Annotated in this window: 16 protein-coding genes, 2 pseudogenes and 1 riboswitch; of the genes and pseudogenes, 7 read left to right on the forward strand and 11 right to left on the reverse strand. The window is 42.6% G+C overall.

The genetic code is table 11. From position 1 onward, the window contains the following. Positions 1-24: 24 nt before the first annotated feature. Entirely contained in the window at positions 25-1983 is a 1959-nt protein-coding gene (gene metG / locus AB5706_RS01040) for a methionine--tRNA ligase (protein ID WP_368365664.1), read from the reverse strand. A gap of 562 nt (positions 1984-2545) precedes the next feature. On the opposite strand from metG, the gene AB5706_RS01045 reads away from it, so the two are divergent. Next, complete coding sequence (locus AB5706_RS01045) at positions 2546-2944, forward strand: Fur family transcriptional regulator (protein ID WP_118577930.1); 399 nt, start codon at positions 2546-2548, stop codon at positions 2942-2944. A gap of 228 nt (positions 2945-3172) precedes the next feature. Beyond that, entirely contained in the window at positions 3173-3718 is a 546-nt protein-coding gene (locus tag AB5706_RS01050; protein ID WP_148463755.1) for an NADH peroxidase, read from the forward strand. A gap of 217 nt (positions 3719-3935) precedes the next feature. On the opposite strand, the gene AB5706_RS01055 is transcribed toward AB5706_RS01050, so the two are convergent. The 3 genes from AB5706_RS01055 to AB5706_RS01065 all read right to left on the reverse strand — a co-directional run bounded on the left by AB5706_RS01055 (position 3936) and on the right by AB5706_RS01065 (position 7716). After that, the gene (locus AB5706_RS01055) at positions 3936-5156 is read right to left on the reverse strand and encodes a hypothetical protein (RefSeq protein ID WP_173718528.1); all 1221 of its coding nucleotides are present in this window, start codon (positions 5154-5156) and stop codon (positions 3936-3938) included. Positions 5157-5473: 317 nt separating this feature from the next. Next, on the reverse strand, positions 5474-6733 hold the full coding sequence (locus AB5706_RS01060) for a zinc ribbon domain-containing protein (RefSeq protein WP_368365665.1): 1260 nt from the start codon (positions 6731-6733) through the stop codon (positions 5474-5476). A 278-nt stretch (positions 6734-7011) separates the two neighbouring features. Beyond that, positions 7012-7716 (reverse strand): serine/threonine-protein kinase, encoded by a 705-nt coding sequence (locus AB5706_RS01065; protein ID WP_368365666.1) that lies wholly within the window; start codon positions 7714-7716, stop codon positions 7012-7014. A gap of 231 nt (positions 7717-7947) precedes the next feature. Between AB5706_RS01065 and AB5706_RS01070 the strand changes: the two genes are divergently transcribed. Together AB5706_RS01070 and AB5706_RS01075 are read left to right on the forward strand one after the other, a co-directional pair. Beyond that, entirely contained in the window at positions 7948-8373 is a 426-nt protein-coding gene (locus tag AB5706_RS01070) for a helix-turn-helix domain-containing protein (RefSeq protein WP_148463803.1), read from the forward strand. Positions 8374-8686: 313 nt separating this feature from the next. Continuing rightward, positions 8687-8759: riboswitch (Fluoride riboswitch) on the forward strand. A gap of 53 nt (positions 8760-8812) precedes the next feature. Beyond that, positions 8813-10036: a cation:proton antiporter gene (locus tag AB5706_RS01075; RefSeq protein ID WP_148463492.1), complete on the forward strand. Its 1224-nt coding sequence runs from the start codon at positions 8813-8815 to the stop codon at positions 10034-10036. 68 nt (positions 10037-10104) lie between these two features. On the opposite strand, the gene AB5706_RS01080 is transcribed toward AB5706_RS01075, so the two are convergent. After that, entirely contained in the window at positions 10105-10614 is a 510-nt protein-coding gene (locus AB5706_RS01080; protein ID WP_173717004.1) for a hypothetical protein, read from the reverse strand. Positions 10615-10802: 188 nt separating this feature from the next. Between AB5706_RS01080 and AB5706_RS01085 the strand changes: the two genes are divergently transcribed. Continuing rightward, a complete protein-coding gene (locus AB5706_RS01085) occupies positions 10803-11999 on the forward strand; it encodes an iron-containing alcohol dehydrogenase (RefSeq protein ID WP_195590125.1) in 1197 nt (398 codons plus the stop codon). A gap of 66 nt (positions 12000-12065) precedes the next feature. Here AB5706_RS01085 and AB5706_RS01090 read toward each other — a convergent pair whose 3' ends face one another. The 5 genes from AB5706_RS01090 to AB5706_RS01110 form a co-directional block, all read right to left on the reverse strand. Then, positions 12066-13061, reverse strand: a complete 996-nt coding sequence (locus AB5706_RS01090) for a D-alanyl-D-alanine carboxypeptidase family protein (protein WP_226821653.1) — start codon at positions 13059-13061, stop codon at positions 12066-12068. Between the two features lie 254 nt (positions 13062-13315). After that, positions 13316-15823 carry a glycoside hydrolase family 3 protein gene (locus AB5706_RS01095; RefSeq protein WP_195590127.1) on the reverse strand — a complete coding sequence of 836 codons (2508 nt, stop codon included), beginning with the start codon at positions 15821-15823 and terminating at the stop codon, positions 13316-13318. Next, positions 15823-16668, reverse strand: coding sequence for a carbohydrate ABC transporter permease (locus tag AB5706_RS01100; RefSeq protein ID WP_148463496.1), 846 nt, complete (start codon positions 16666-16668; stop codon positions 15823-15825). The genes AB5706_RS01095 and AB5706_RS01100 overlap by 1 nt, the downstream gene beginning before the upstream one ends. After that, positions 16665-17627 (reverse strand): carbohydrate ABC transporter permease, encoded by a 963-nt coding sequence (locus AB5706_RS01105; protein ID WP_148463497.1) that lies wholly within the window; start codon positions 17625-17627, stop codon positions 16665-16667. Before AB5706_RS01105 ends, AB5706_RS01100 begins: the two co-directional genes overlap by 4 nt. Positions 17628-17790: 163 nt before the next feature. Then, entirely contained in the window at positions 17791-19158 is a 1368-nt protein-coding gene (locus tag AB5706_RS01110) for an ABC transporter substrate-binding protein (RefSeq protein WP_173769696.1), read from the reverse strand. A 161-nt stretch (positions 19159-19319) separates the two neighbouring features. Here AB5706_RS01110 and AB5706_RS01115 point away from each other — a divergent pair, with 161 nt between their 5' ends. Then, positions 19320-20060 (forward strand): helix-turn-helix domain-containing protein, encoded by a 741-nt coding sequence (locus AB5706_RS01115; RefSeq protein ID WP_148463499.1) that lies wholly within the window; start codon positions 19320-19322, stop codon positions 20058-20060. Here AB5706_RS01115 and AB5706_RS01120 read toward each other — a convergent pair. Further along, a pseudogene (locus tag AB5706_RS01120) lies at positions 20042-20161 on the reverse strand (DUF6783 domain-containing protein); the annotation flags it as partial. The gene AB5706_RS01115 and the pseudogene AB5706_RS01120 sit on opposite strands and share 19 nt — an antisense overlap. Here AB5706_RS01120 and AB5706_RS01125 point away from each other — a divergent pair. Next, positions 20111-20239 (forward strand): annotated as a pseudogene (locus tag AB5706_RS01125) (DUF6783 domain-containing protein). The pseudogenes AB5706_RS01120 and AB5706_RS01125 overlap by 51 nt on opposite strands. Positions 20240-20247: the final 8 nt, after the last annotated feature.

Genomic DNA, 20247 nt, shown 5'->3' on the forward strand with positions numbered 1-20247 from the left:
CAAAAATTCTTTTTCAAACACGTTCTAGCAAATCTCAGATCCTGCCGGCATGTTCTTCTCCGGGCTGACAACACATACATTTCCGTCAGCATCCTCTGCGCAGAGAATCATTCCCTCACTAAGAATTCCCGCAAGTTTAGCTGGTTTTAAGTTGGTTACTACCATAACCTTTTTGCCAACCATTTCCTCTGGTGTATAGTAAGCCTTGATTCCAGATACGATCTGGCGAACCTGGCTTCCAATCTTAACCTGGGAGCAAAGAAGCTTCTTGGATTTCTTCACCGCCTCACAGGCAATAACCTCACCAACCTGGAACTGAAGCTTTGCGAAATCATCAAATGTGATCTCCGGCTTCGCCTCAATATCTACAACCTTCTCCTCTGGCTTTTCTTCCTTCGGCTCTTCTTTCGGTGGATGAAGCTCGTTTACTTTTTCCATAACTTCTTTGATGTCCATACGGGCAAAAAGGATCTCCGGTTTATCTGTTACCTTGTTTCCTGACGGATACAGTCCAAATGTCTTCAGATCCTCAAGAGTTCTCTCTGAAGCATTTAACTGACCAAGGATTCTCTTTGTTGTGTCCGGCATAAAGGACCCAAGAAGAGTGGTTCCAATGCAAATGCCCTCAACCAGATTGTAAAGAACGGTTGCAAGACGATCCTGTTTGGATTCGTCCTTTGCAAGTGCCCATGGCATTGTCTCATCAATATATTTGTTGCAGCGTTTGAAAATAGTGAACACTTCTGTGATGGCATCTGCTACACGAAGTTTCTCCATCTTTGCATCAACCTTTGCAGGAACAGAAAGAATGAAGCTCTTCAGATCATCGTCAACAGGTTCTGTTACGCCTTTATTCTCTACCACGCCGCCAAAGTATTTGTTTGACATGGAGATGGTACGGTTTACCAGGTTTCCAAGAGTATTTGCCAGCTCGGAATTCATACGCTCTACCATCAGCTCCCAGGTGATCACACCATCGTTGTCAAACGGCATTTCATGAAGTACGAAATAACGGACAGCATCAACGCCGAAGAAATCAACCAGCTCGTCTGCGTAGATAACGTTTCCTTTGGATTTGCTCATTTTTCCATCGCCCTGGAGAAGCCACGGATGACCGAATACCTGCTTCGGAAGAGGCAGATCCAGTGACATCAGGAAGATTGGCCAGTAAATAGTATGGAAACGGATGATATCTTTTCCAATAAGATGAAGGTCGGCAGGCCACATCTTGTTAAACAGTTCAGAATTGTCTCCATCGCAATCATAACCGATTCCGGTAATATAGTTGGTTAGGGCATCCAGCCATACATATACAACATGCTTCGGATCAAAGTCTACCGGAATTCCCCATTTGAAAGAAGTTCTGGATACGCACAGATCCTGAAGTCCCGGAAGAAGGAAGTTGTTCATCATCTCGTTCTTACGGGATTCCGGCTGAATGAATTCCGGATGTGTCTTAATGTGCTCAATCAGACGGTCTGCGTATTTGCTCATTTTGAAGAAATAAGCCTCTTCTTTGGCTGGTACGCATGGGCGTCCGCAGTCCGGACATTTTCCATCTACAAGCTGGGATTCTGTGAAGAAGGACTCACATGGAGTACAGTACATTCCCTCGTACTCTCCCTTGTAGATGTCCCCTTTTGCATACATTTTCTTGAAAATCTTCTGAACCTGTTTCTCATGGTCTTCATCTGTGGTACGGATGAATTTGTCATAGGATGTGTTCATCAGATCCCAGATGCTCTTGATCTGACCGGATACGTTATCAACGAATTCCTTAGATGTAACACCTGCTTCTTCTGCTTTCAGCTCAATCTTCTGGCCATGCTCGTCAGTTCCGGTCTGGAAAAATACGTCGTAGCCCTGCTGTCTTTTATAACGCGCAATGGCGTCTGCCAGAACCGCCTCGTAGGTATTGCCAATGTGCGGCTTGCCGGATGTATAGGCAATGGCTGTGGTGATGTAATATTTTGGTTTACTCATTGTATTTCCTCCTTTTCTGTGTAACAAAAAGAGCTGGTTAAACTTCTCCTTCCTGTCACAACATAAAAAAACGTCTTCTCAAATATACTGAGAAGACGAGTTATCCCGTGTTACCACTTCTATTCATTCCCGCCTCACGGTACAGATGGAAAAACCATCTTCGGGAATCTCACCGGGTACCTTCATACCCTTACGCTATAACAGGCGTTCCTGTCGCAGCCTAAATTACTTCAACTGCGCCCCTCCAAAGCCATCTTCCATCTGTTCCATACACACCCCCTCTCAGCCTGGAAAAGCAACTCTTAACTGCTCATCTCCCGGGGGATTCTCTGTAATGCGGTACGCAAATGTACTCTCTTTTTCTATGGGTTTGGCTTATAAATTCATATAAAAGAGCGTATCACATTTTAATGGGTTTGTAAACCCAAATTTATCATTTTACAGCGATGCAATATTTATAATTTTAGTGTAAATTTAGCCAAATTACTATTGACAAATTTGCAATTATCTTGTATATTAATATCAGTAACAATTACTATTATTGAGAGAAAGGAGGAATCAGATGGCCACATTGAAATACAGCCGCCAGAGAGAATCTATTAAGGAGTTTCTTACTGGCAGAACCGACCATCCCACCGCTGATTTTGTTTATGAGAATATGAAGCAGATTTATCCAAACATCAGCCTTGGAACTGTATACCGAAACCTCTCTCTTCTCGCTGATCTGGGTGAAATACAGAAGCTTTCCAGCTTTGGCGGAGCAGACCGATTCGATGCCCGCACCGTTCCCCATTGTCACTTTATGTGCACCCGCTGCGGCAGAGTGATGGACGTATTCAGCGAACATATTGATAAAAGCCTTGAGAGTATTGCAGCTGACTTTAAGGACGGTCAGATTTCCGATTATAAAGCAAGATTTTTCGGAATTTGCAAGGAATGCCTGAAGGAAGAGTCTCACTAATCAGTTGAATAAATTTTTCATTTTCTGATCATAGCTATTCTGTAGGGAATTACAGCCGCTCGACAAGCAATGGCCACAGCACCAAACTTTAAGTGAACATTCGATCCTGTTAGAAAAAAGTTTCAATAACTCTTGACAAGCAAGAAACAATATGTTACCATAAAACAGTAATGATTACTATTATTAAAGACAAAATAAAATTTTATATAAGAAAAGGAGAATTTAATTATGGCTAAATGGGTATGTAGTGTATGTGGTTATGTTCATGAAGGTGACACAGCTCCGGAAGTATGTCCAATCTGCAAGGCTCCGGCTGAGAAATTTACGAAACAGGATGATGAAATGGCATGGGCAGCTGAGCATGTTGTGGGCGTTGCTAAAGGTGTCAGCGAAGACATCCTTGCTGATTTAAGAGCAAACTTCGAGGGCGAGTGCTCTGAGGTTGGTATGTATCTTGCTATGGCACGTGTTGCTCACAGAGAAGGATATCCGGAAGTTGGTATGTATTATGAGAAAGCTGCTTATGAAGAAGCAGAGCACGCAGCTAAATTCGCTGAGTTATTAGGTGAAGTTGTTACAGACAGCACCAAGAAGAACCTTGAGATGCGTGTAGCAGCTGAGAACGGTGCAACAGCTGGTAAGACTGATCTTGCGAAACGTGCTAAAGCAGCTAACCTTGACGCAATCCATGATACAGTTCATGAAATGGCAAGAGACGAGGCTAGACACGGCAAAGCATTCGCAGGTCTTCTTAAGAGATACTTTGGAGAATAATTTTTACCGGGGAATCGCATAAAATAAAGCTTTTTATAAAAGGGAATCACTTTCGTGATTCCCTTTTTGGGCAGACTTCCGTCATTTTTAATATGTAAATCAGGTGTCCCTAACCCATTTTTCACTCTTAAAAACTCTCAAAATGTGTCTCTCCCGTTTCGTTTAATTTGTGCGGACCACAGCCCCTCCCAGCATAGCTTTTCTCTCTATTTTTTACTTAATTTTCTGTAAATTCATACAACGGCATATTGTTCTCATCATATAAAACAATCATCATAACCGCATTCACCTCGCCGGTTGCACTTTCAAAGCATAATAAATAATAGCCGTCACGGTCTAATGATTTCACAATATAACGTTTTTCCTGATTTCCAGATGTAATTGTTCGGATCAGTTTTCCATCTTCGATTCGCCAGCTTCCATTAATCTCAGGCCAGTTGGGATTTATTTCTTCTCTTGTGCGATAGCTGTCATCTGTTCCAAAGCTTCCAAGCTGTTTTGTATTACCATCTGCGTCATATTCATAAAGGTCTCCGGCACCAGTGGTTCCGCCAATTGCCCAGTTGACCGTATAATACCGGAATCTGCATGGAAAAATGGAGGATAATTCCTCTTCTGTTAAAGTCTCAAACTCGTCTGCATGAGCTTTGAAGTAATAAAATCCACTTTCATAGTCATTATCCGCATCTGTATGATTCACATATGCAGCAATAAAATCATCTTTGGATTTTATAACCTTCTCCGCCTGTGCAAGCTCTGCTTCCTGTTTTTTCCTGCTGCTTTCCTGCGCTTCTTCTATTTCATGTTTACTTTTTCTTTCCTTCCTGCCTTCCTCATCTAACGGCGCACCATATCCGCCTTCATCAATTAGCTCTGCGATATTGCCTGCTTCCAATGCAAAGCTATATTTAGATGAACCAAGATTCAGTACACAACGTATATCATTTCCTTCATATAAACATTTCACAATATCTTCTCCTGAAGATCCGCTGACATAAACATTGCCATTGGGTTCCTCACCTAGCAAACCATATTCATATACCGTATTTATACTTCCAACTTTTATTTTCAATTCTTTAGAATCAGAAGAAAAATAAGTAGCAGGGGTATCCTTATACTCTAAAAGTTTAAAAGATAAATCATAACAATAATCAAATTCATCAAAATTAATATATGCTGTGACAAGCAGATCACTACCGGTTGTTGCCGTGTTGCTAAAGGTTCCGGAAACAACCGTACTTATAACAGATTGCCCCGTTGCATCCCCGAAGTCATCTACTACCGCAACTTTTCCCCAGGAGTTATTGTTTCCTTCATCCGTACTGGAATCCTCTTCTATTTCTGAAACTACCTCTGCATTCTCTTCCCCATAGGAAAGCGTTGGAGACATAAATACACACCCCAATGCCAACGCCAGCGCTAATGTTCTTTTCTTCATCCTTTGACCCTCATTTTTTGTAATTTTATTTGAGACTGATAAGTTATCATATAATAATAGGAGGAAGGAAAGCAATTACCTGAAAGCATAGTACAAGAAGAAATTATTACTGTTCACGACCTTCACAGCAACACGCTTCGCGATGCACAGAAATCATACTTTGCAGGATTCTGCTACTGCAGCAGGGAGTCTCGGCGGCATCTGCCATTGTGCCGTAATATAAAAAGAGTTACAGACCGCAAAATGATTAATCTGTAACCCTAAAACTCTTATTAAAATATTACTTGAACGCTATATAAAAAAGCCCTCACAGAGCATTACTCCGAAGCAGTCTCAAAATTTGCCTTCGCCGTATCCACCGAATGCTCTGCTTTATTATCAATGTCCACATCATTTTCTGAGAAAGTACTTCCCGCGAAATCAAGGACTTCATTCCCAGGTAGATTCTCAATGCAGACCGCCGTTCCATTTCCGGTAAATGTATTATTCAGATAGTTGGGCGCTGTACCATAAGCCATGCTGCTGTTAAACTTCAGTGCAATTTTATTATTGGTAAAAGTACAGTCCATTGCATTTACCCAGGCTTCATTATTGGCAATTGCAGCCGTATCCCAACCATTAAAACTGCATTTGGAAAGTAAAGTAAGACAATACGCGTTCACCCCAATTCCAGAATTCCCTTTAAACTGGATTCCTGACATTTCCGCGTAATTTCCATTCAATCCGCGCAAGCTGACGGTTCCTGTGAAAGTAGTCACGTCATCTCCGTCTGAGCTGCCATAAATTCCCCACACATGATTTCCAAAAACAATATCACCATCATAAGTTACTGCCGGAAGATGAAGGTAAACCGGAGTTTCCGATGACACCTCTTCCTCAATGGAAGCCAGCAATGCATTCAGTTCCTCTGTGGTCTCCATAGGCGTATCCTCTGAAAAATAGGTAACTGCTGCTTGCTTTTCAATGGTAAGCCGTGTGCTAAGAGAAATCGTATCTCCGTTTTTCATCGTCAGGTTCCACAAGATATCGTTAGTACCGCTGTCTGAGGTATAAATAATATCAGAAACATATGCTGCATTTGGAAAACTCTCGTTATGAACCGGTTCTACATAATCTACCTTCCGGGAATTTTCTCCAGGTTTTGTATCCACCTTACAGGAAACTACCTTTTCTGTAAATTCTTCCCACGCCAGTTCTCCAGTCTCCTGATCCAGAACATACAGCTGACATGGAAGGGCACTCTCCATTCCCTGTGCCAGTGTATCAGTACGTTCACCCTGGGCATGTCCTGTTACTCCATCATCTTCGGAAAAATTCAACAGCATTTTATAAGATTTTCCTTTGTCTTTATAAACCACCTGCGCCCCTCCCTCATAGGACTTCGGACGGTGATGCAGGGAAAAAGCTGCTCCAACAGCTGCCAGAAGCACTACCACAGCAGCTGCTCCAAAAGCCGCCTTTCTCCATCGTTTCGGTGCTTTTATCTCCTGTTTTTCCTTCTGGACTGCTGTACAATGAGGACAAAAAGAAGCATTGTCCGGAAGAGGCTGTCCGCATTTTATACATTTTTTACTCATATTTTTCTCCTATTACGATATATTTATGGTTAACATACCTTATAGCTGGTACATCGTTTTCGAAATAACTATACCACTCACTTGTCTGTGAATCCGATTGCACAGGTATAAAAGCCTCGGCGTAGCCCGCTACGCCTGCGTTTTTATACCTGCACACTCGAATCCACATCCTACGCGATTGGTATAGTTATTTACGAAACGATGTACTAGTAAGTAATTATCCATCTTGTATTATAAATTTACAGGCTTTTTTCCAGAGACCATAAGCTTTTTATGCTTTACAAAACCTCCATCAGATGAAGGATATTCTTGTATCTTTTCTCCGGATTTACCATGGTACAACGCTGGACGATCCTGCCCATTCTTCCGCTGGCAAGCTTCCTGGAGGGATGTTCCCCAGTCAGCATAATGTTCAGCAGAACTCCCAGTGCATAAATATCCGCACGCCCATCAGACTGGGAGAGCCCATACTGTTCCGGTGCTGCAAAGCCTGTGGTTCCAAGAATCTGTGTATCTTCTCTGTTTTCATTTTTATAAATTCTGGAAGCATCAAAATCGATAAGAACCGCTTCGGTTCCACGTATGATCACATTATCTGGCTTTACATCTCTATGTACAACTCCCAGGGAATGAAGCACCCACAAAGCCATGCACAGCTGGCGGGTGATCTGCTTTGCCTGTGCCGCTGTCAAAAGTCCGCCCTGTAAAATCTCCCCCAGCGTATCACCTTGCACATATTCTTCCAGAAGAGCTGTTTTTCCCTCCTTTTCCCCCACCTCCATGATCTGGAGCAGATTGGGACAGGATACCGTAAGAAGCTTCCGGTACACTTCACTGCTGCCGGAAAAATGTCTGAAAATATAGCGGTTTCCGCTTGCCCTGTGGCGTATCAAGGTTACTTCGCCCCGCTCGCTTTTTTTGATCAATGTGACCCTGTCATATTCGTCACAAACTGCGCCTAAAAGACTGTCATAAATTTCCATATTTCTCCTTATCACCAACTATCATTCCCCAAATGGACATATCACCTGCACGCTATGAGAATCAGCTGTTCCTCGCCAATGGCACTCCCACAGCTATGGAACACTGCCAGAGGGTAACAACCACTATGCTGACTGCATATTGTTTTTCAGAATTTTTTATAGTATAGTTTTATTTGATTGTATTGTTAAAATTATTTTAACTTATTGACAAATTATTGTAAAGGCGCGAATATGAAAAAGAAAAATACAGATGGTTTACAGCAGGAGCTTATGGATTCCCCGGATCTGAGCCAGTTTCTGTCCCAGAACCAGGAGCAATTTGAAAATAAGAGTGTGGCAGAATTATTAAACCGTCTGTTCGAGAAGAAACATATCTCTAAGGCAGCGCTTGCCAAACAGGCCGGTATGAGCGAAATATATCTCCATCAGATTTTCGCAGGCCGCCGTAATCCATCGCGGAATCGTCTTCTGTGCCTGTGTTATGGGCTTGAAGCGACGGTTGACGAAACCCAGGAACTGCTGAAGCTTTGTGGAATGGCACAGCTTTATCCGAAATTAAAGAGAGATGCCATTATTTATTATGGATTGCTTCATAGGCTTAAGTTGTTTGAAATTAATGATAAACTATTTGAGGAGAATGAAGAGACGTTGTTTTAATTCTCTTCCCCCAACGCCTAATGATACAAAACTTAGATTCTACATGTTACAAAGCACGTTGTTGTGCACAGGTTACTGTTCCCTGGTAACATTCCGCGAGGTGTTTTTCGTGAACAAAGTTCACAGAAAACCCGAGAATTAAGTTTGCGCAGCAAACGCTACTTCTTGTGCTTGTCACAAGAAGGTTCGTCTTTCTGTGCATCGCGGAGCGGTTACTGGTCACAGAGTGAGCAGTAACGTGCACAGCAGAAGTTGTTATTTGATTTATAATTTCTTCTTGCCACCACTTTTATAATGTGCTATTATACCACCAGAAACAAAGGGGAATGAATGTCTCCCCGGGATCATCCCGAACCGCTTATTAAGCTGATGACTTCTGTGATAACAATTGTCGCAGGAAGCATCAGCTTTTCTGCGTAAAAAGGAGGAATTTATAACAATGTTAACATCTCTGGCTTTTATTTTTCTTGTGGGACTTTCCTTGGCTGCTATTTGCCAGGCACTGAAACTGCCACGTATTATCGGTATGTTGATCACCGGTATTTTACTGGGACCTTATGTGCTGAACGTATTGGATCCGTCGATTCTGTCCATCTCATCGGAGCTGCGGCAGATCGCGTTGATCATTATCCTGCTGAAAGCGGGACTTTCCCTGAATCTTGCCGATCTGAAGAAAGTGGGACGTCCTGCCATCATGATGGCCTGCATTCCTGCAACTTTCGAAATCCTGGCTTACTTTTTGCTGGCACCGTATTTTCTGGGAATTACCAGACTGGAAGCGGCTGTGATGGGCGCTGTAATGGGTGCGGTATCCCCGGCTGTAGTTGTCCCAAGAATGGTACAGTTGATGGATGAAAAATACGGCACAGCCAAAAGCATTCCCCAGATGATCCTGGCAGGCGCTTCCTGTGATGATATTTATGTGATCGTGCTGTTTTCCACATTTTCTACTATGGCACAGGGCGGCAGCGCACATTTGAAAGATTTTATCAACATTCCGGTTTCCATTATCCTGGGTATTGCACTTGGAAGTGTGGCTGGTTATCTTCTTTCCTTGTTTTTCGAAACTGCTTATGCGCACAGTCATATGGTGCGAAACAGCATGAAAGTGATCGTAGTAATGGGCGTGGCTTTCCTGCTTATGTCCATTGAGACATGGCTGAAGCCTGTGGTTTCCGTCTCCGGACTTCTGGCTGTGATAAGCATGGCTTGTGTTTTGAAGCTAAAATGCACCGCCTCCGTTTCTGCCCGCCTTTCCCAGAAATTCGGGAAACTATGGCTGGCTGCTGAAGTCCTGCTTTTTGTACTTGTAGGTGCTTCTGTAGATATCCGCTATACCTTAAAAGCCGGTCCTGCTGCCCTGGCCATGATCTTTGCAGCACTTCTGATCCGTACCCTGGGCGTTTCTCTTTGTGTTACCGGAACAAACCTAACATGGCGGGAAAGACTGTTCTGTTCCATTGCCTACCTTCCGAAAGCAACCGTACAGGCAGCGATTGGGTCTGTTCCAATGGCTATGGGACTTTCCTGCGGGCAGATCGTGCTTTCTGTGGCTGTACTGGGAATTCTGATCACTGCACCACTTGGAGCAATCGGGATGGATTGCAGTTATAAGAAGCTGCTTTCCAGGGAAATCGATAAAAGCCAGATATTCTCTAGCTAACATATAACGATACAGGAAAAGTGGAACATTCTGTTTATTAATTTTAAAGAATGTTCCACTTTTATTTTTTACTCTATTCCAAATTCTTCCATCAGATGTTGACAAAATTCTGGGTCTTTTGCTATTCTTTTACAATCTTCTATGCGATTTTCTTCTAATAATTTATCTATCAATCGTGCCATAGAACTTCTTCCCTCTGCTCTTCCCTCCGCTCTTCCCTCCGCTCTTCCCTCCGCAAGACCCTGGGTTCTGCCCTCAGTAAGTCCCTGGGTTCTGCCCTCTGCGAGTCCTAATTCACGTGCCGCCTCTTTTTCCATTTCCATTTCTTCCCATCTCTGCATATATCTCACACTCACTTCCTCACTGGATTTGATACTGCATATACGCTTCTGCATCTTATGTATTCTTTCGCTTTTACAGCCATCTGCCATGTCCTGAGTGGTATGTTCAATATAATGAAGCAATTCTACCAGCTCCGGACTTACTTCATCTGTCAGTTCTCCTTTTATTATATAGTTTTCTATATTGGAAGTAAAGAATAACTGTGCACCGTTTTTCTGTTTTTCCTCTATAACCATACCTTACAAAATCACAGCTTAAAAGTAAAGTTTTATCGTTCGAAAAATTATCCCATAAAATTACAAAATCCGCTCTGGTCATTTACATTTCCAGCATATATAATGATGTCAGATGCATAAGACCGCTCACAGAACACTTTTTGCAAAGAATCGCAAATTTATTTTCATATTTTACGGAGGCATTTCCCATGATAAATTTTGATTTTTACACTCCTACCAGAGTTCTTTTCGGTGCAGACCGGGAAAACGAGGCTGGCAAACAGGTTGCCGCATTTGGTGGGCATAAAGTTATGATCATTTATGGAAAAAAAGGAGGACATGTTGAATCATCAGGACTATTGGAACGTGTACATCAGAGCCTGAATGGAGCCGGACTTTCCTATATAGACTTTAGTGGCGTGGTTCCCAATCCTCGCCTTTCCCTGGTAAAAGAAGGGATCCGCATTGGACGGTCGGAAGGTGTTGACTTCCTTCTGCCAATTGGAGGCGGCAGCGTAATTGATACAGCAAAGGGAATCGGTTACGGAATCGCCAATGATTTTGAAATGGAAGATCTGCTTTACGGTCGTGTTAAAACAGATAAAAACCTGCCCATTGGCGTTATTCTTACAATCGCTGCCGCAGGCTCTGAAATGTCTTCTTCTATGGTTCTCACCATTGAAGATGGTATGATGAAACGTTCCTACGGGCACGACTGCTCCCGCCCTAAATTTGCTATTATGAACCCCAAACTTACCTATAGTCTTCCCGCTTACCAGACAGCCAGCGGCGCAGCTGATATTATGATGCACACTATGGAGCGTTATTTTACCCCTACAGACACAGATACCAGCCTTACTGACCGGATTGCAGAGGGACTGATGCTTTCCGTTCGTGATGCCGCCCAGGTTGCTGTAAAAGACCCTGAGAACTATGACGCCCGGGCTACTCTCATGTGGGCCGGAAGCCTTTCCCATAACGGTCTGACTGGTGCCGGACGGGTATCTGATTTTGCCACACATAAGATTGAGCATGAACTCGGCGGTATGTTTGATGTAACTCACGGAGCCGGACTTGCAGCTGTCTGGGGAAGCTGGGCGAGATATGTGTATAAGACAAATCCGGGAAGGTTTGCACAGTTTGGTGAGAAGGTTTTCGGAATTGATGCTTCCCAGACCAGCGATTCTGATATTACGGATACTGTTCTCGCATCCATCATTGCCTGGGAGACCTGGTGCCACTCTATAGACATGCCAACCACCCTCACTGAACTTGGCATTTATCCAACCGATGCCCAAATCGAGGAAATGGCTGAGAAATGCGTTTTCGGCAGAAACGGACACATTGGCTTCTTCCAGCCGTTGACGAAAGAAGATATTGTGGCAATCCTGCAAATGGCGAAATAACACCAGCCTGACTCGAAACACAGCATAGAAAAAGAGCATTCACTTCCTCACTGGATTTGTCATTTCTTATTTCTGTGCCACCGCTTCGCCCAGTCGGTTATAAATTGTTTTCGCGTCCAGAATGTGCGGCACTCCCGTAGCGTCCGCCGCGGCGCCTGCAGTTACCAGAATGTACTCCCTGCCATATATCTGTGCAAAGCTTGCCAGACAATGCCCTGCCTCAGAGGTATACCCGGTTTTGCCACCCAGAATTTCCCCGCCGGTTACCGATGTATCCGACATATTTTTAAACATGGTACTGTAATAGGTAATTCCATCCGGATGTACATTGGTAGCTGGCGTAGAATGGAAATGGCTTTCTGCCACTTCACGGAAAGTATCATTATGTAACGCATACTTAAGCAGCAGCGCAATATCATATGCTGTACTATAATGCTCTGGATCATGTAAGCCAGTACAATCCATAAAATGGGTATCCTTCATCCCAATGGACTTGGCCTTCTTATTCATCTTTTCCACAAATGCTTCTTCTGAGCCGGATGCTTCATCTGCCAAAGCCAGACAACATTCTGCTCCGGAAGGCAGCATTACGCCGTAGACCAGATCACGCACTCTCACGCTCTCCCCTGGCTGAAAGCCTGCCTGTGTGGCATCCTGTCCATCCAGAGCATAAAAAATATTCTCACTTAAAGTAATCTCATGATCCAGATCTGAAAATGCTTCCAGCGCCACAATTGCAGTCATGATCTTCGTCATGGATGCCGGATAAATCCGCTCTTCCCCATTTAGATTTCCAATGACCTTTCCGCTTTTTACATCCATTAAAAGCACATTTGAGCTGTTCACTCCCGACACATCCAGTTCCGTCGCAGGCGGTCTGTCGAAAATCCCGAGCACTCCCGACACTTTAGCACTAAGTCCTCTATCCCAACAAAACGCCAAAGCCAACACTGCCAGAATCAAAACTTCCACCAGCGCACTAATCAAAACCCGACGTCTCTGTTTCTTTCTACGAATTCTCCTCTTCCGCTCCATCTGCGCCCGTTTGCTTCGCTCATCCATTTAGACTCTCCTTCCATTTTCCACTGCTTTTATACGCTCTTCTTACTTTCGTCTATTTCTATACTCTGCCACAGCAAAGCACCATCTTTCACCTCAAGCTCCATTCCAAATTTTCTTTTTGTATCGCTGGTATTTTCCATACTACCACATCTCTCTTTATAATTTCTATAAAAATGAAAAAAATAAGAGCAAAGTACACATACGCATACCTTGCTCAGTCCTTTTAGTCAAGCGAATATTCGCAATCCGCTTCACTACTTGCTCATAACCAAATAACTGCTTCGCAGTTTATCAATTAGTTTCAAGACCCTTCTGGCACAAATACGAATTTCTTCTTCTGAAAGCTCCCCGCTTCTGTAACCATCCAGAATACTTTTATGATCATTCTCACTTCCCGGCATGATAATATCATTTCCGGCAGCTGTGCACTTCCATGGAATACTTCCGTCCTTGGGTTCCGTAGTATTCCAGTCCGACATGATCACGCCCTCAAATCCCCACTCATCACGCACAATTCTGGTACACAGATCCTTGCTGTTTGCGGCATGTACCCCATTTACCAGATTATAGGAGGACATAATTGCCGCAGGTTTACTCTCCTTTATGGCAATCTCAAATCCACGACAATAAATCTCACGAAGGGCCCTTTCAGAAAGATGAACATCTACTCCCATACGATTATCTTCCTGATTATTGCATGCAAAATGCTTAATCGTTACCCCGCATCCTGCTTTACTCTGAACCCCTTTGGTAACTGCTGCGGCCAGACTTCCTGCAAGCAGCGGGTCCTCTGAATAGTATTCAAAGTTTCGTCCGCACAGGGGATTTCTGTGAATATTCATTCCCGGTGCCAACCAGAGATTGACGCCAAATTTCTCCATTTCCTCAGCTATCATTTCTCCAAACTCTTTCAACAACTGCCGATTCCAGGACTGCGCCAAAGCTGTACCAACCGGAAAAGCAGTACAGTACTGATAATACGTATCTGCATTTTGGTGAGGCTTTTCTGTTACCAGAAATCCATTTTCCAAAGAACCAAGAACACCGATTCCATAAACAGAATCATTCTCGCGATTTACCTCATAACTTCTTTGCAGTCTGATACCAGCTGGTCCGTCTGCCATGATCAATACCGGAACTCCATATTTTTCATAAAGAGCTTCTGAAGTTTCGCCAGCTGAACCAGGCACTTTAATCCCTGCTGCTCCAAGATTGCTGCTAATACCACCAGTATTTCCGTATAAAAGTGGGATCAATTCTTCTACAGGCAGCTCTTCTGCCAGAATTTCCAGCGAGTTTCCCATGACCAGAGACTCTCGGTCAACATTTCCAGCCTTTTGTTTTCTCTGCAATGCTTCAAACTGTATGGTGGGAAAATCAGCATTTCTACTTTTCTCCAGCTGCTTTTCTGCAGCCTTTACATTCTTTGAAGCTTCCAGTTTTTCAGATAATTCAACCAATGCTTCCAGTTTCTGCGTCTGCTCCAGAACTACATCCTGGTTCACATTTATAAAAGCCTCCAGCTTCAGATTGGCTGAATTATTTCCAATCCAGAGACCATACTTTCCTGTTTCCACGATCCAGGCATTTGCATCCTCAAAAAAGCTTGCAATAGTTTTTCCATCAAACAGGATCTTTAACTCCTGTTTTTCTCCCGGCTTTAATACATTTGTCTTTGCATATCCAACCAGGCGATGGTATTCTTTCTCTATCCTGCCCCGGGGAAGTGATACATACACCTGTACAACTTCTCTTCCTGCAAAAGTATTTCCAATATTCTCTACAGATACATTTACTGCAATCTTATCCTTGTCAATTTCAATACTGCAAAACTGAATCTTAAAATCTGTATAAGAAAGACCGAAGCCAAAAGGAAAAAGTGGCTTTACACCAAAACTATCGAAATACCGATAGCCCACATAAATTCCTTCTTTATATTCTTCCAATTCCAGATTTCCATTCAGATAACTAAAATTCTCTGCAAATGGCACATCCGCATATTTTTTTGCCCAGGTTGTTGTAAGCTTTCCGCTTGGAACAGCTTCTCCAAGAAGGATCCTTGCAACCGCACGTCCCCCCTCCTGTCCAAGCTGGGAAATATTGAGGATACCTTTTATCCACTGCGCTTTTTCCAGAATATCTGTAAGCTCCACAGGACCACCGGCATTTATAAGCAGAACAATAGGCACACTTCTGCTGTTTAGAAAAAGAATATCTTTCTCTTCTCGTTCACTAAGATAATAGTCACCTTTTTCAAGACGACGATCTTTTCCTTCACCAGAAATACGGCTGATTACATAAACAACAATTTCAGCTTCCTGGATATCCATTTCAGAAACAGGACGCCCCTCCGGCATGATAAATGGATTGGATGCATAGGCATCAAAAGGATTATTTACATGCTTTGCTTCTTCAAGAATTTTCTCTTTCCATATAAGTCTCGCTTTCTGATAGCGATGTTCATAATCATCCAGCCAGTCCCTGCTGGTGATCCGAATTCCGGATTCTTCCATTCCTTCGTAAATGGTAATATTCTGCCTGTTATTTACATCTCCGGAACCAATCCCCCCTTTTACAGTTTTATCCGCACCGATGCCCAGAAGGGCAACCGATGCAGATAATGAAATGGGAAGAATATTTTCATTTTTCAATAGAACAATGCCTTCCTCTGCCGCTTTTTCTGCAAAAGAGCTATGCTTTTTCTCGCAGACAGATATTTCCGGATTCAAAGTCCCACTGTGCTTAAACTGTGTAAACGCCATTACTCTTTGACACCACCAAGGGTAACACCTGCAATAATATACTTGGAAAGAAGCAGGTACACAACAATGATCGGCACGATCGCAACTGTGATCATCATGTAAATTTTACCCATATCAAAATTCATATAATCAGCACCACGAAGAGTAGCGATCAGAATCGGCACCGTCATTTTACTCTTGGACTGGATGATCAGGGCCGGTACAAAGTAGTTGTTCCAGGAACCAACAAATGTAAAAATCGCCTGAACTGCAATTGCAGGCTTCATAATTGGAATCACAATGCGATTAAAGGTATGGAATTCTCCGGAACCATCGATTCTGGCAGCCTCCACAAGAGAAAGCGGCAGAGACGACTGCAGATAACTGTACATAAAATAAAATACAGCTGGAGATGCAATGGAGGGAATGATCAGCGGCAGAAGGGAATCATATAATCCCATCTTCGTAACCAGACGAAGGAATCCCATTGCAGTAACCTGCGTTGGCATTACAAGAATTGCCATGATAAATGTAAAAGCAACCTTTCTTGCCTTAAACTCATAAGCATAAAGACCATATGCCGTAAGGGATGAAAAATATGTACAAAGTGCGGCACTACAGGAAGATACGATCACACTGTTCAAAATTCCCCGAAACATTGGAAAGCTTCCGTCGTTTGCCACGTTTTTCAGATTCTCAAGGAAATATTTTCCTGGAAGTGCTGAGAAACCTTTCTGCAGATCCCCATGAGATCTGGTTGCATTAATTATCAATACGTAAAAGAAGAACAGGCACATAAAAGACAGAAGAATCAGTACGATATGTGCGAAAACTGTTCTGAATTGGCTTCCTGCTTTCTTCTTCATCTTCTTAATCTTCTCCTTTCTTCCTTAGCACGTTTTTTTGCAGCCTTTTTGGAACCATCCGGATCATTATCATTGGTCATGCGATATACGATGAAGCATAAAATACCACTGATAATAAACAGGTAAACAGATAATGCACCAGCCATACCATAGTTCTTACTCTTCAGATGACTGTTCAGGAACATGATCAGCGTCATAGACGTTCTATCTGGATTACCCTGTCCATTTGTCAGGATCTGTGGTACATCAAACATCTGAAGACCACCAATTATAGATGTGATCAATGTATATGCAAGAATCGGTCTGATCAGCGGCAATGTAATATAATAGAAACGTTGAATACTATTGCAGCCATCCAGGTCAGAAGCCTCAAAAATATCCATACTGATACCCATAACAGCCGCCATCAGCATAATCGTTGTATTTCCAAACCACATAAGGAAGTTCATAAAGCCAATTAATGATCTTGTTCCAACTACAGATCCCATAAAATCAATAGGGTCTTTAATCCATCCAAGAGACATCAGAATAGAATTTATTGGTCCGTTTGTAGAAAACATAGTAAAAAATAAAAGTGCAAATGCAGATGCCATAATCAGGTTCGGCAGATATATTACCACTTTAAAAAACTGTTTTCCTCTTATTTTCAAACGGGCATCTGTAAACCAGGCTGCCAGAACTAACGCAACCACAATCTGCGGCACAAATCCGATCAGCCACAGAATCAATGTGTTTGCTCCATATTTAAACATATCGGATTTCAGCAGACTGATGTAATTTGCCATTCCAATAAAATTGGGTCCGATTTCTTTAATTCCAGAACGGAAATATTCAAAAAAGCTGTAACGGACCGTATCAACCAATGGAATCAAAGAAAAAATCAAATAGATTATAAAAAAAGGAAGGATAAACAGGTAGCCCCATTTTCCATAATTAATGCTTTTCTTGTTTTTCTTCATAACAGTTCTCCTTTACACACATCTTACAGAACAGGAGAGAATCCTATGTTACAGGATCCTCTCCACGTTCCTTATACCAATTTTCAAATGTCACATGGACATTATTTTTTTAATAGTATTCTGCAAGATGTTTTTGCAAACAAAATCCTCAGAACTATCTACATTATTCCGGCCATTTAACCTCAGAGATCTCAGGATAACGCTCTTTAATAGCAGTCTCAAAGTTTGCCTTTGCTTTATCAAAGTCAACATTTCCCTGGAAATAATCACTGAAGGAGTTCTGGATAAGCTCTACACATCCCTGATCATATGCAGAAAGCGGTGCAATCTTAATGTTCTCTGCAACAGGTGCAAAATATGCAAATGGGTTCTGTCCGCCAAGGAACTCAGAAGAGAAGTTTGCATCATCTGTAGCAGCCTCTGCCATACCACTCTTTGTATTTGTGAAGTCTGAATAATCCTTAGAAATCTTTAACAGGTTGTCTTTGTCTGCAGTCATAGCAAGGATAATGTCTTTTGCATGCTCTGGATTATCAGTACCTGTTGCTGCATGAATGTAAGAACCGCCCCAATTGTATTCCTGCGGAGGATTTGTAACTGCCCATGAGCCTGCATCGCCATCCCAGTTTGGACTTAATGTAAAGTCGATTCCCCATGCCGGAAACAGGAATGCAAATACTTTTGACTGGGAGCCCATAGCTTTGTTCCAGTCATCGTTCCACTGTCCTTTTACAGTAGGGTTAAGGAAACCTGCATCCAGCCACTCTTTTGAATCATTTACCCAATCCATAATCTTCTGGTCAACTGTAATGGTTGTCTCACCAGGCTGTACCCAGGACTGTGCGATGCTGTTTCCATATAAACGGAAGGTGTCTGCATAAGAAGAAAATGTGTAGTAACCTTTCTCCTTCAGTTGAGCAGCAGTCTCTTTCATTGTATCCCAGTCTTTTACTTTCTCGCCTACTTCTGCCGGATCATCTGTTCCAAAAACTTCTTTTGCAATATCACGACGGTATACCAGGGTTCCTGGGCAGCACTGCCATGTAGAACCTCTCTGTACTCCGTCAGAGTCAGAAGCAGTTGTTCTTGTGAAATCGTACTGATCTGCAAGATCTGTATCCGGGTCAATTCCAAGATCTGTAAGCGGCATTGCTACATCTGCATCTTTGTCTGTATATTTGAAAACATAATCGGTCTCAGTTAAGAAAATATCTACTTTATCATCATCAGATGCATCAGCCTGATTCAGAAGCGCCTCATCAAGCTTCTGCTGGTAAACACCATCCTGGTTTGGGTTGATGATCCAATGGATCTCAGTTCCGTCTTTTAAGGTTGTAACAGTTCCATCGCTGGAAGTGGACTCAACTTCTGGATAAATAGCCTCCAGACGTGTACGGAACTCATCGTTCCAGGAATAGATGTTAATAACCTTTCCCTCTTCTCCTTCTGCATGTGCTACGGTTGCTGTTGCAGCCATACCGGTAACTGCCATAACAGCTGTAAGTAACATAGATACTGCTCTCTTCTTCATATAAAAGATCCTCCTTTTTTGAGCATTTTCTTAATGCTGTATCTCTTTGGTGCAATAAATATACCATTTTTATTTTTGACATTATATTATTTCTCTTAACAAAATATCAGATTCATGTCATAATATAAAAAATGACACATTTTTGTTTTGGAGGGGATTACATGGCAATATCAAAAGACTGGTACAACACAGAATTTGAAGAAAACGAAACTGAATCCAAGCACAGGCCGCCTTCTGTTGAATATTCCTTTTATACGGCAGTAAAAACCGGAGATATGGAAACTGTCATACAGAACTGTAATGCAGATTCTTTTACGAATCTGGAGGGAACCGGAGTCCTTTCCAGAAACCCTGTCACGAATCTGAAATACCACTTTGTGGTTACAGCTGCGATGCTTACCAGATATTGCATTGACGGAGGGATGGAGGCAGAGCAGGCCTACCGGCTTAGTGACTTTTACATTTTAAAAATGGATTCCTGCACTTCCCTGCGACAGATTGCAGACCTTCACCACACTATGGCAAAGGATTTTACCGGAAAAATGATCCTGCAAAAAAAATTATCCGTACTTTCCAAGCCAGTTATGCAGTGCATTGATTACATCTATGCTCATATAAAGGACCGTATCACCATAGAAGACCTTGCCTGCCACACCGGTCTTTCCCAGAATTATCTATCCAGGGTATTCAAACAAAATCTTGGAATTTCCATCAGTGACTACATAAGGGAGAAAAAAATAGAAAAAGCCACACATCTTCTTCGCTACTCGGACAAAGCAGTAGTTGACATCGCCAATTACCTATCCTTCTCTTCCCAGAGTCACTTTATTCAGGTATTCGAAAATTTCACTGGTCTGACTCCAAAAAAATACAGGGATAGGTATTATAAATCCATGTGGTAAGCTGACCTAGAGCGTGTTTGAAAAAAGCTTTCTGCATGATGTGCGTTACAATTTGTGGAAGATTTTGTCCGGATGAAGGCGCCGTAGCGGGCTACGGCAACTGAATTCGGGCAAAATATACCGCAAAGTGGGGCGTGCAGATTGCGGGAATGATTTTTCAAACAGGCTCTAGCACGTAAGGCTCCTG

It is taken from the genome of Ruminococcus sp. RTP21484sp1_RTP21277st1_D2_RTP21277_210401 (genome assembly GCF_040924225.1).
Classification (GTDB): domain Bacteria; phylum Bacillota; class Clostridia; order Lachnospirales; family Lachnospiraceae; genus Blautia_A; species Blautia_A faecis.

Bases quoted from the DNA above. Each gene is read 5' to 3' on its own strand.
- metG (WP_368365664.1), bottom strand. From the start codon at position 1,983: ATGAGTAAACCAAAATATTACATCACCACAGCCATTGCCTATACATCC.
- AB5706_RS01045 (WP_118577930.1), top strand. From the start codon at position 2,546: ATGGCCACATTGAAATACAGCCGCCAGAGAGAATCTATTAAGGAGTTT.
- AB5706_RS01050 (WP_148463755.1), top strand. From the start codon at position 3,173: ATGGCTAAATGGGTATGTAGTGTATGTGGTTATGTTCATGAAGGTGAC.
- AB5706_RS01055 (WP_173718528.1), bottom strand. From the start codon at position 5,156: ATGAAGAAAAGAACATTAGCGCTGGCGTTGGCATTGGGGTGTGTATTT.
- AB5706_RS01060 (WP_368365665.1), bottom strand. From the start codon at position 6,733: ATGAGTAAAAAATGTATAAAATGCGGACAGCCTCTTCCGGACAATGCT.
- AB5706_RS01065 (WP_368365666.1), bottom strand. From the start codon at position 7,716: ATGGAAATTTATGACAGTCTTTTAGGCGCAGTTTGTGACGAATATGAC.
- AB5706_RS01070 (WP_148463803.1), top strand. From the start codon at position 7,948: ATGAAAAAGAAAAATACAGATGGTTTACAGCAGGAGCTTATGGATTCC.
- AB5706_RS01075 (WP_148463492.1), top strand. From the start codon at position 8,813: ATGTTAACATCTCTGGCTTTTATTTTTCTTGTGGGACTTTCCTTGGCT.
- AB5706_RS01080 (WP_173717004.1), bottom strand. From the start codon at position 10,614: ATGGTTATAGAGGAAAAACAGAAAAACGGTGCACAGTTATTCTTTACT.
- AB5706_RS01085 (WP_195590125.1), top strand. From the start codon at position 10,803: ATGATAAATTTTGATTTTTACACTCCTACCAGAGTTCTTTTCGGTGCA.
- AB5706_RS01090 (WP_226821653.1), bottom strand. From the start codon at position 13,061: ATGGATGAGCGAAGCAAACGGGCGCAGATGGAGCGGAAGAGGAGAATT.
- AB5706_RS01095 (WP_195590127.1), bottom strand. From the start codon at position 15,823: ATGGCGTTTACACAGTTTAAGCACAGTGGGACTTTGAATCCGGAAATA.
- AB5706_RS01100 (WP_148463496.1), bottom strand. From the start codon at position 16,668: ATGAAGAAGAAAGCAGGAAGCCAATTCAGAACAGTTTTCGCACATATC.
- AB5706_RS01105 (WP_148463497.1), bottom strand. From the start codon at position 17,627: ATGAAGAAAAACAAGAAAAGCATTAATTATGGAAAATGGGGCTACCTG.
- AB5706_RS01110 (WP_173769696.1), bottom strand. From the start codon at position 19,158: ATGAAGAAGAGAGCAGTATCTATGTTACTTACAGCTGTTATGGCAGTT.
- AB5706_RS01115 (WP_148463499.1), top strand. From the start codon at position 19,320: ATGGCAATATCAAAAGACTGGTACAACACAGAATTTGAAGAAAACGAA.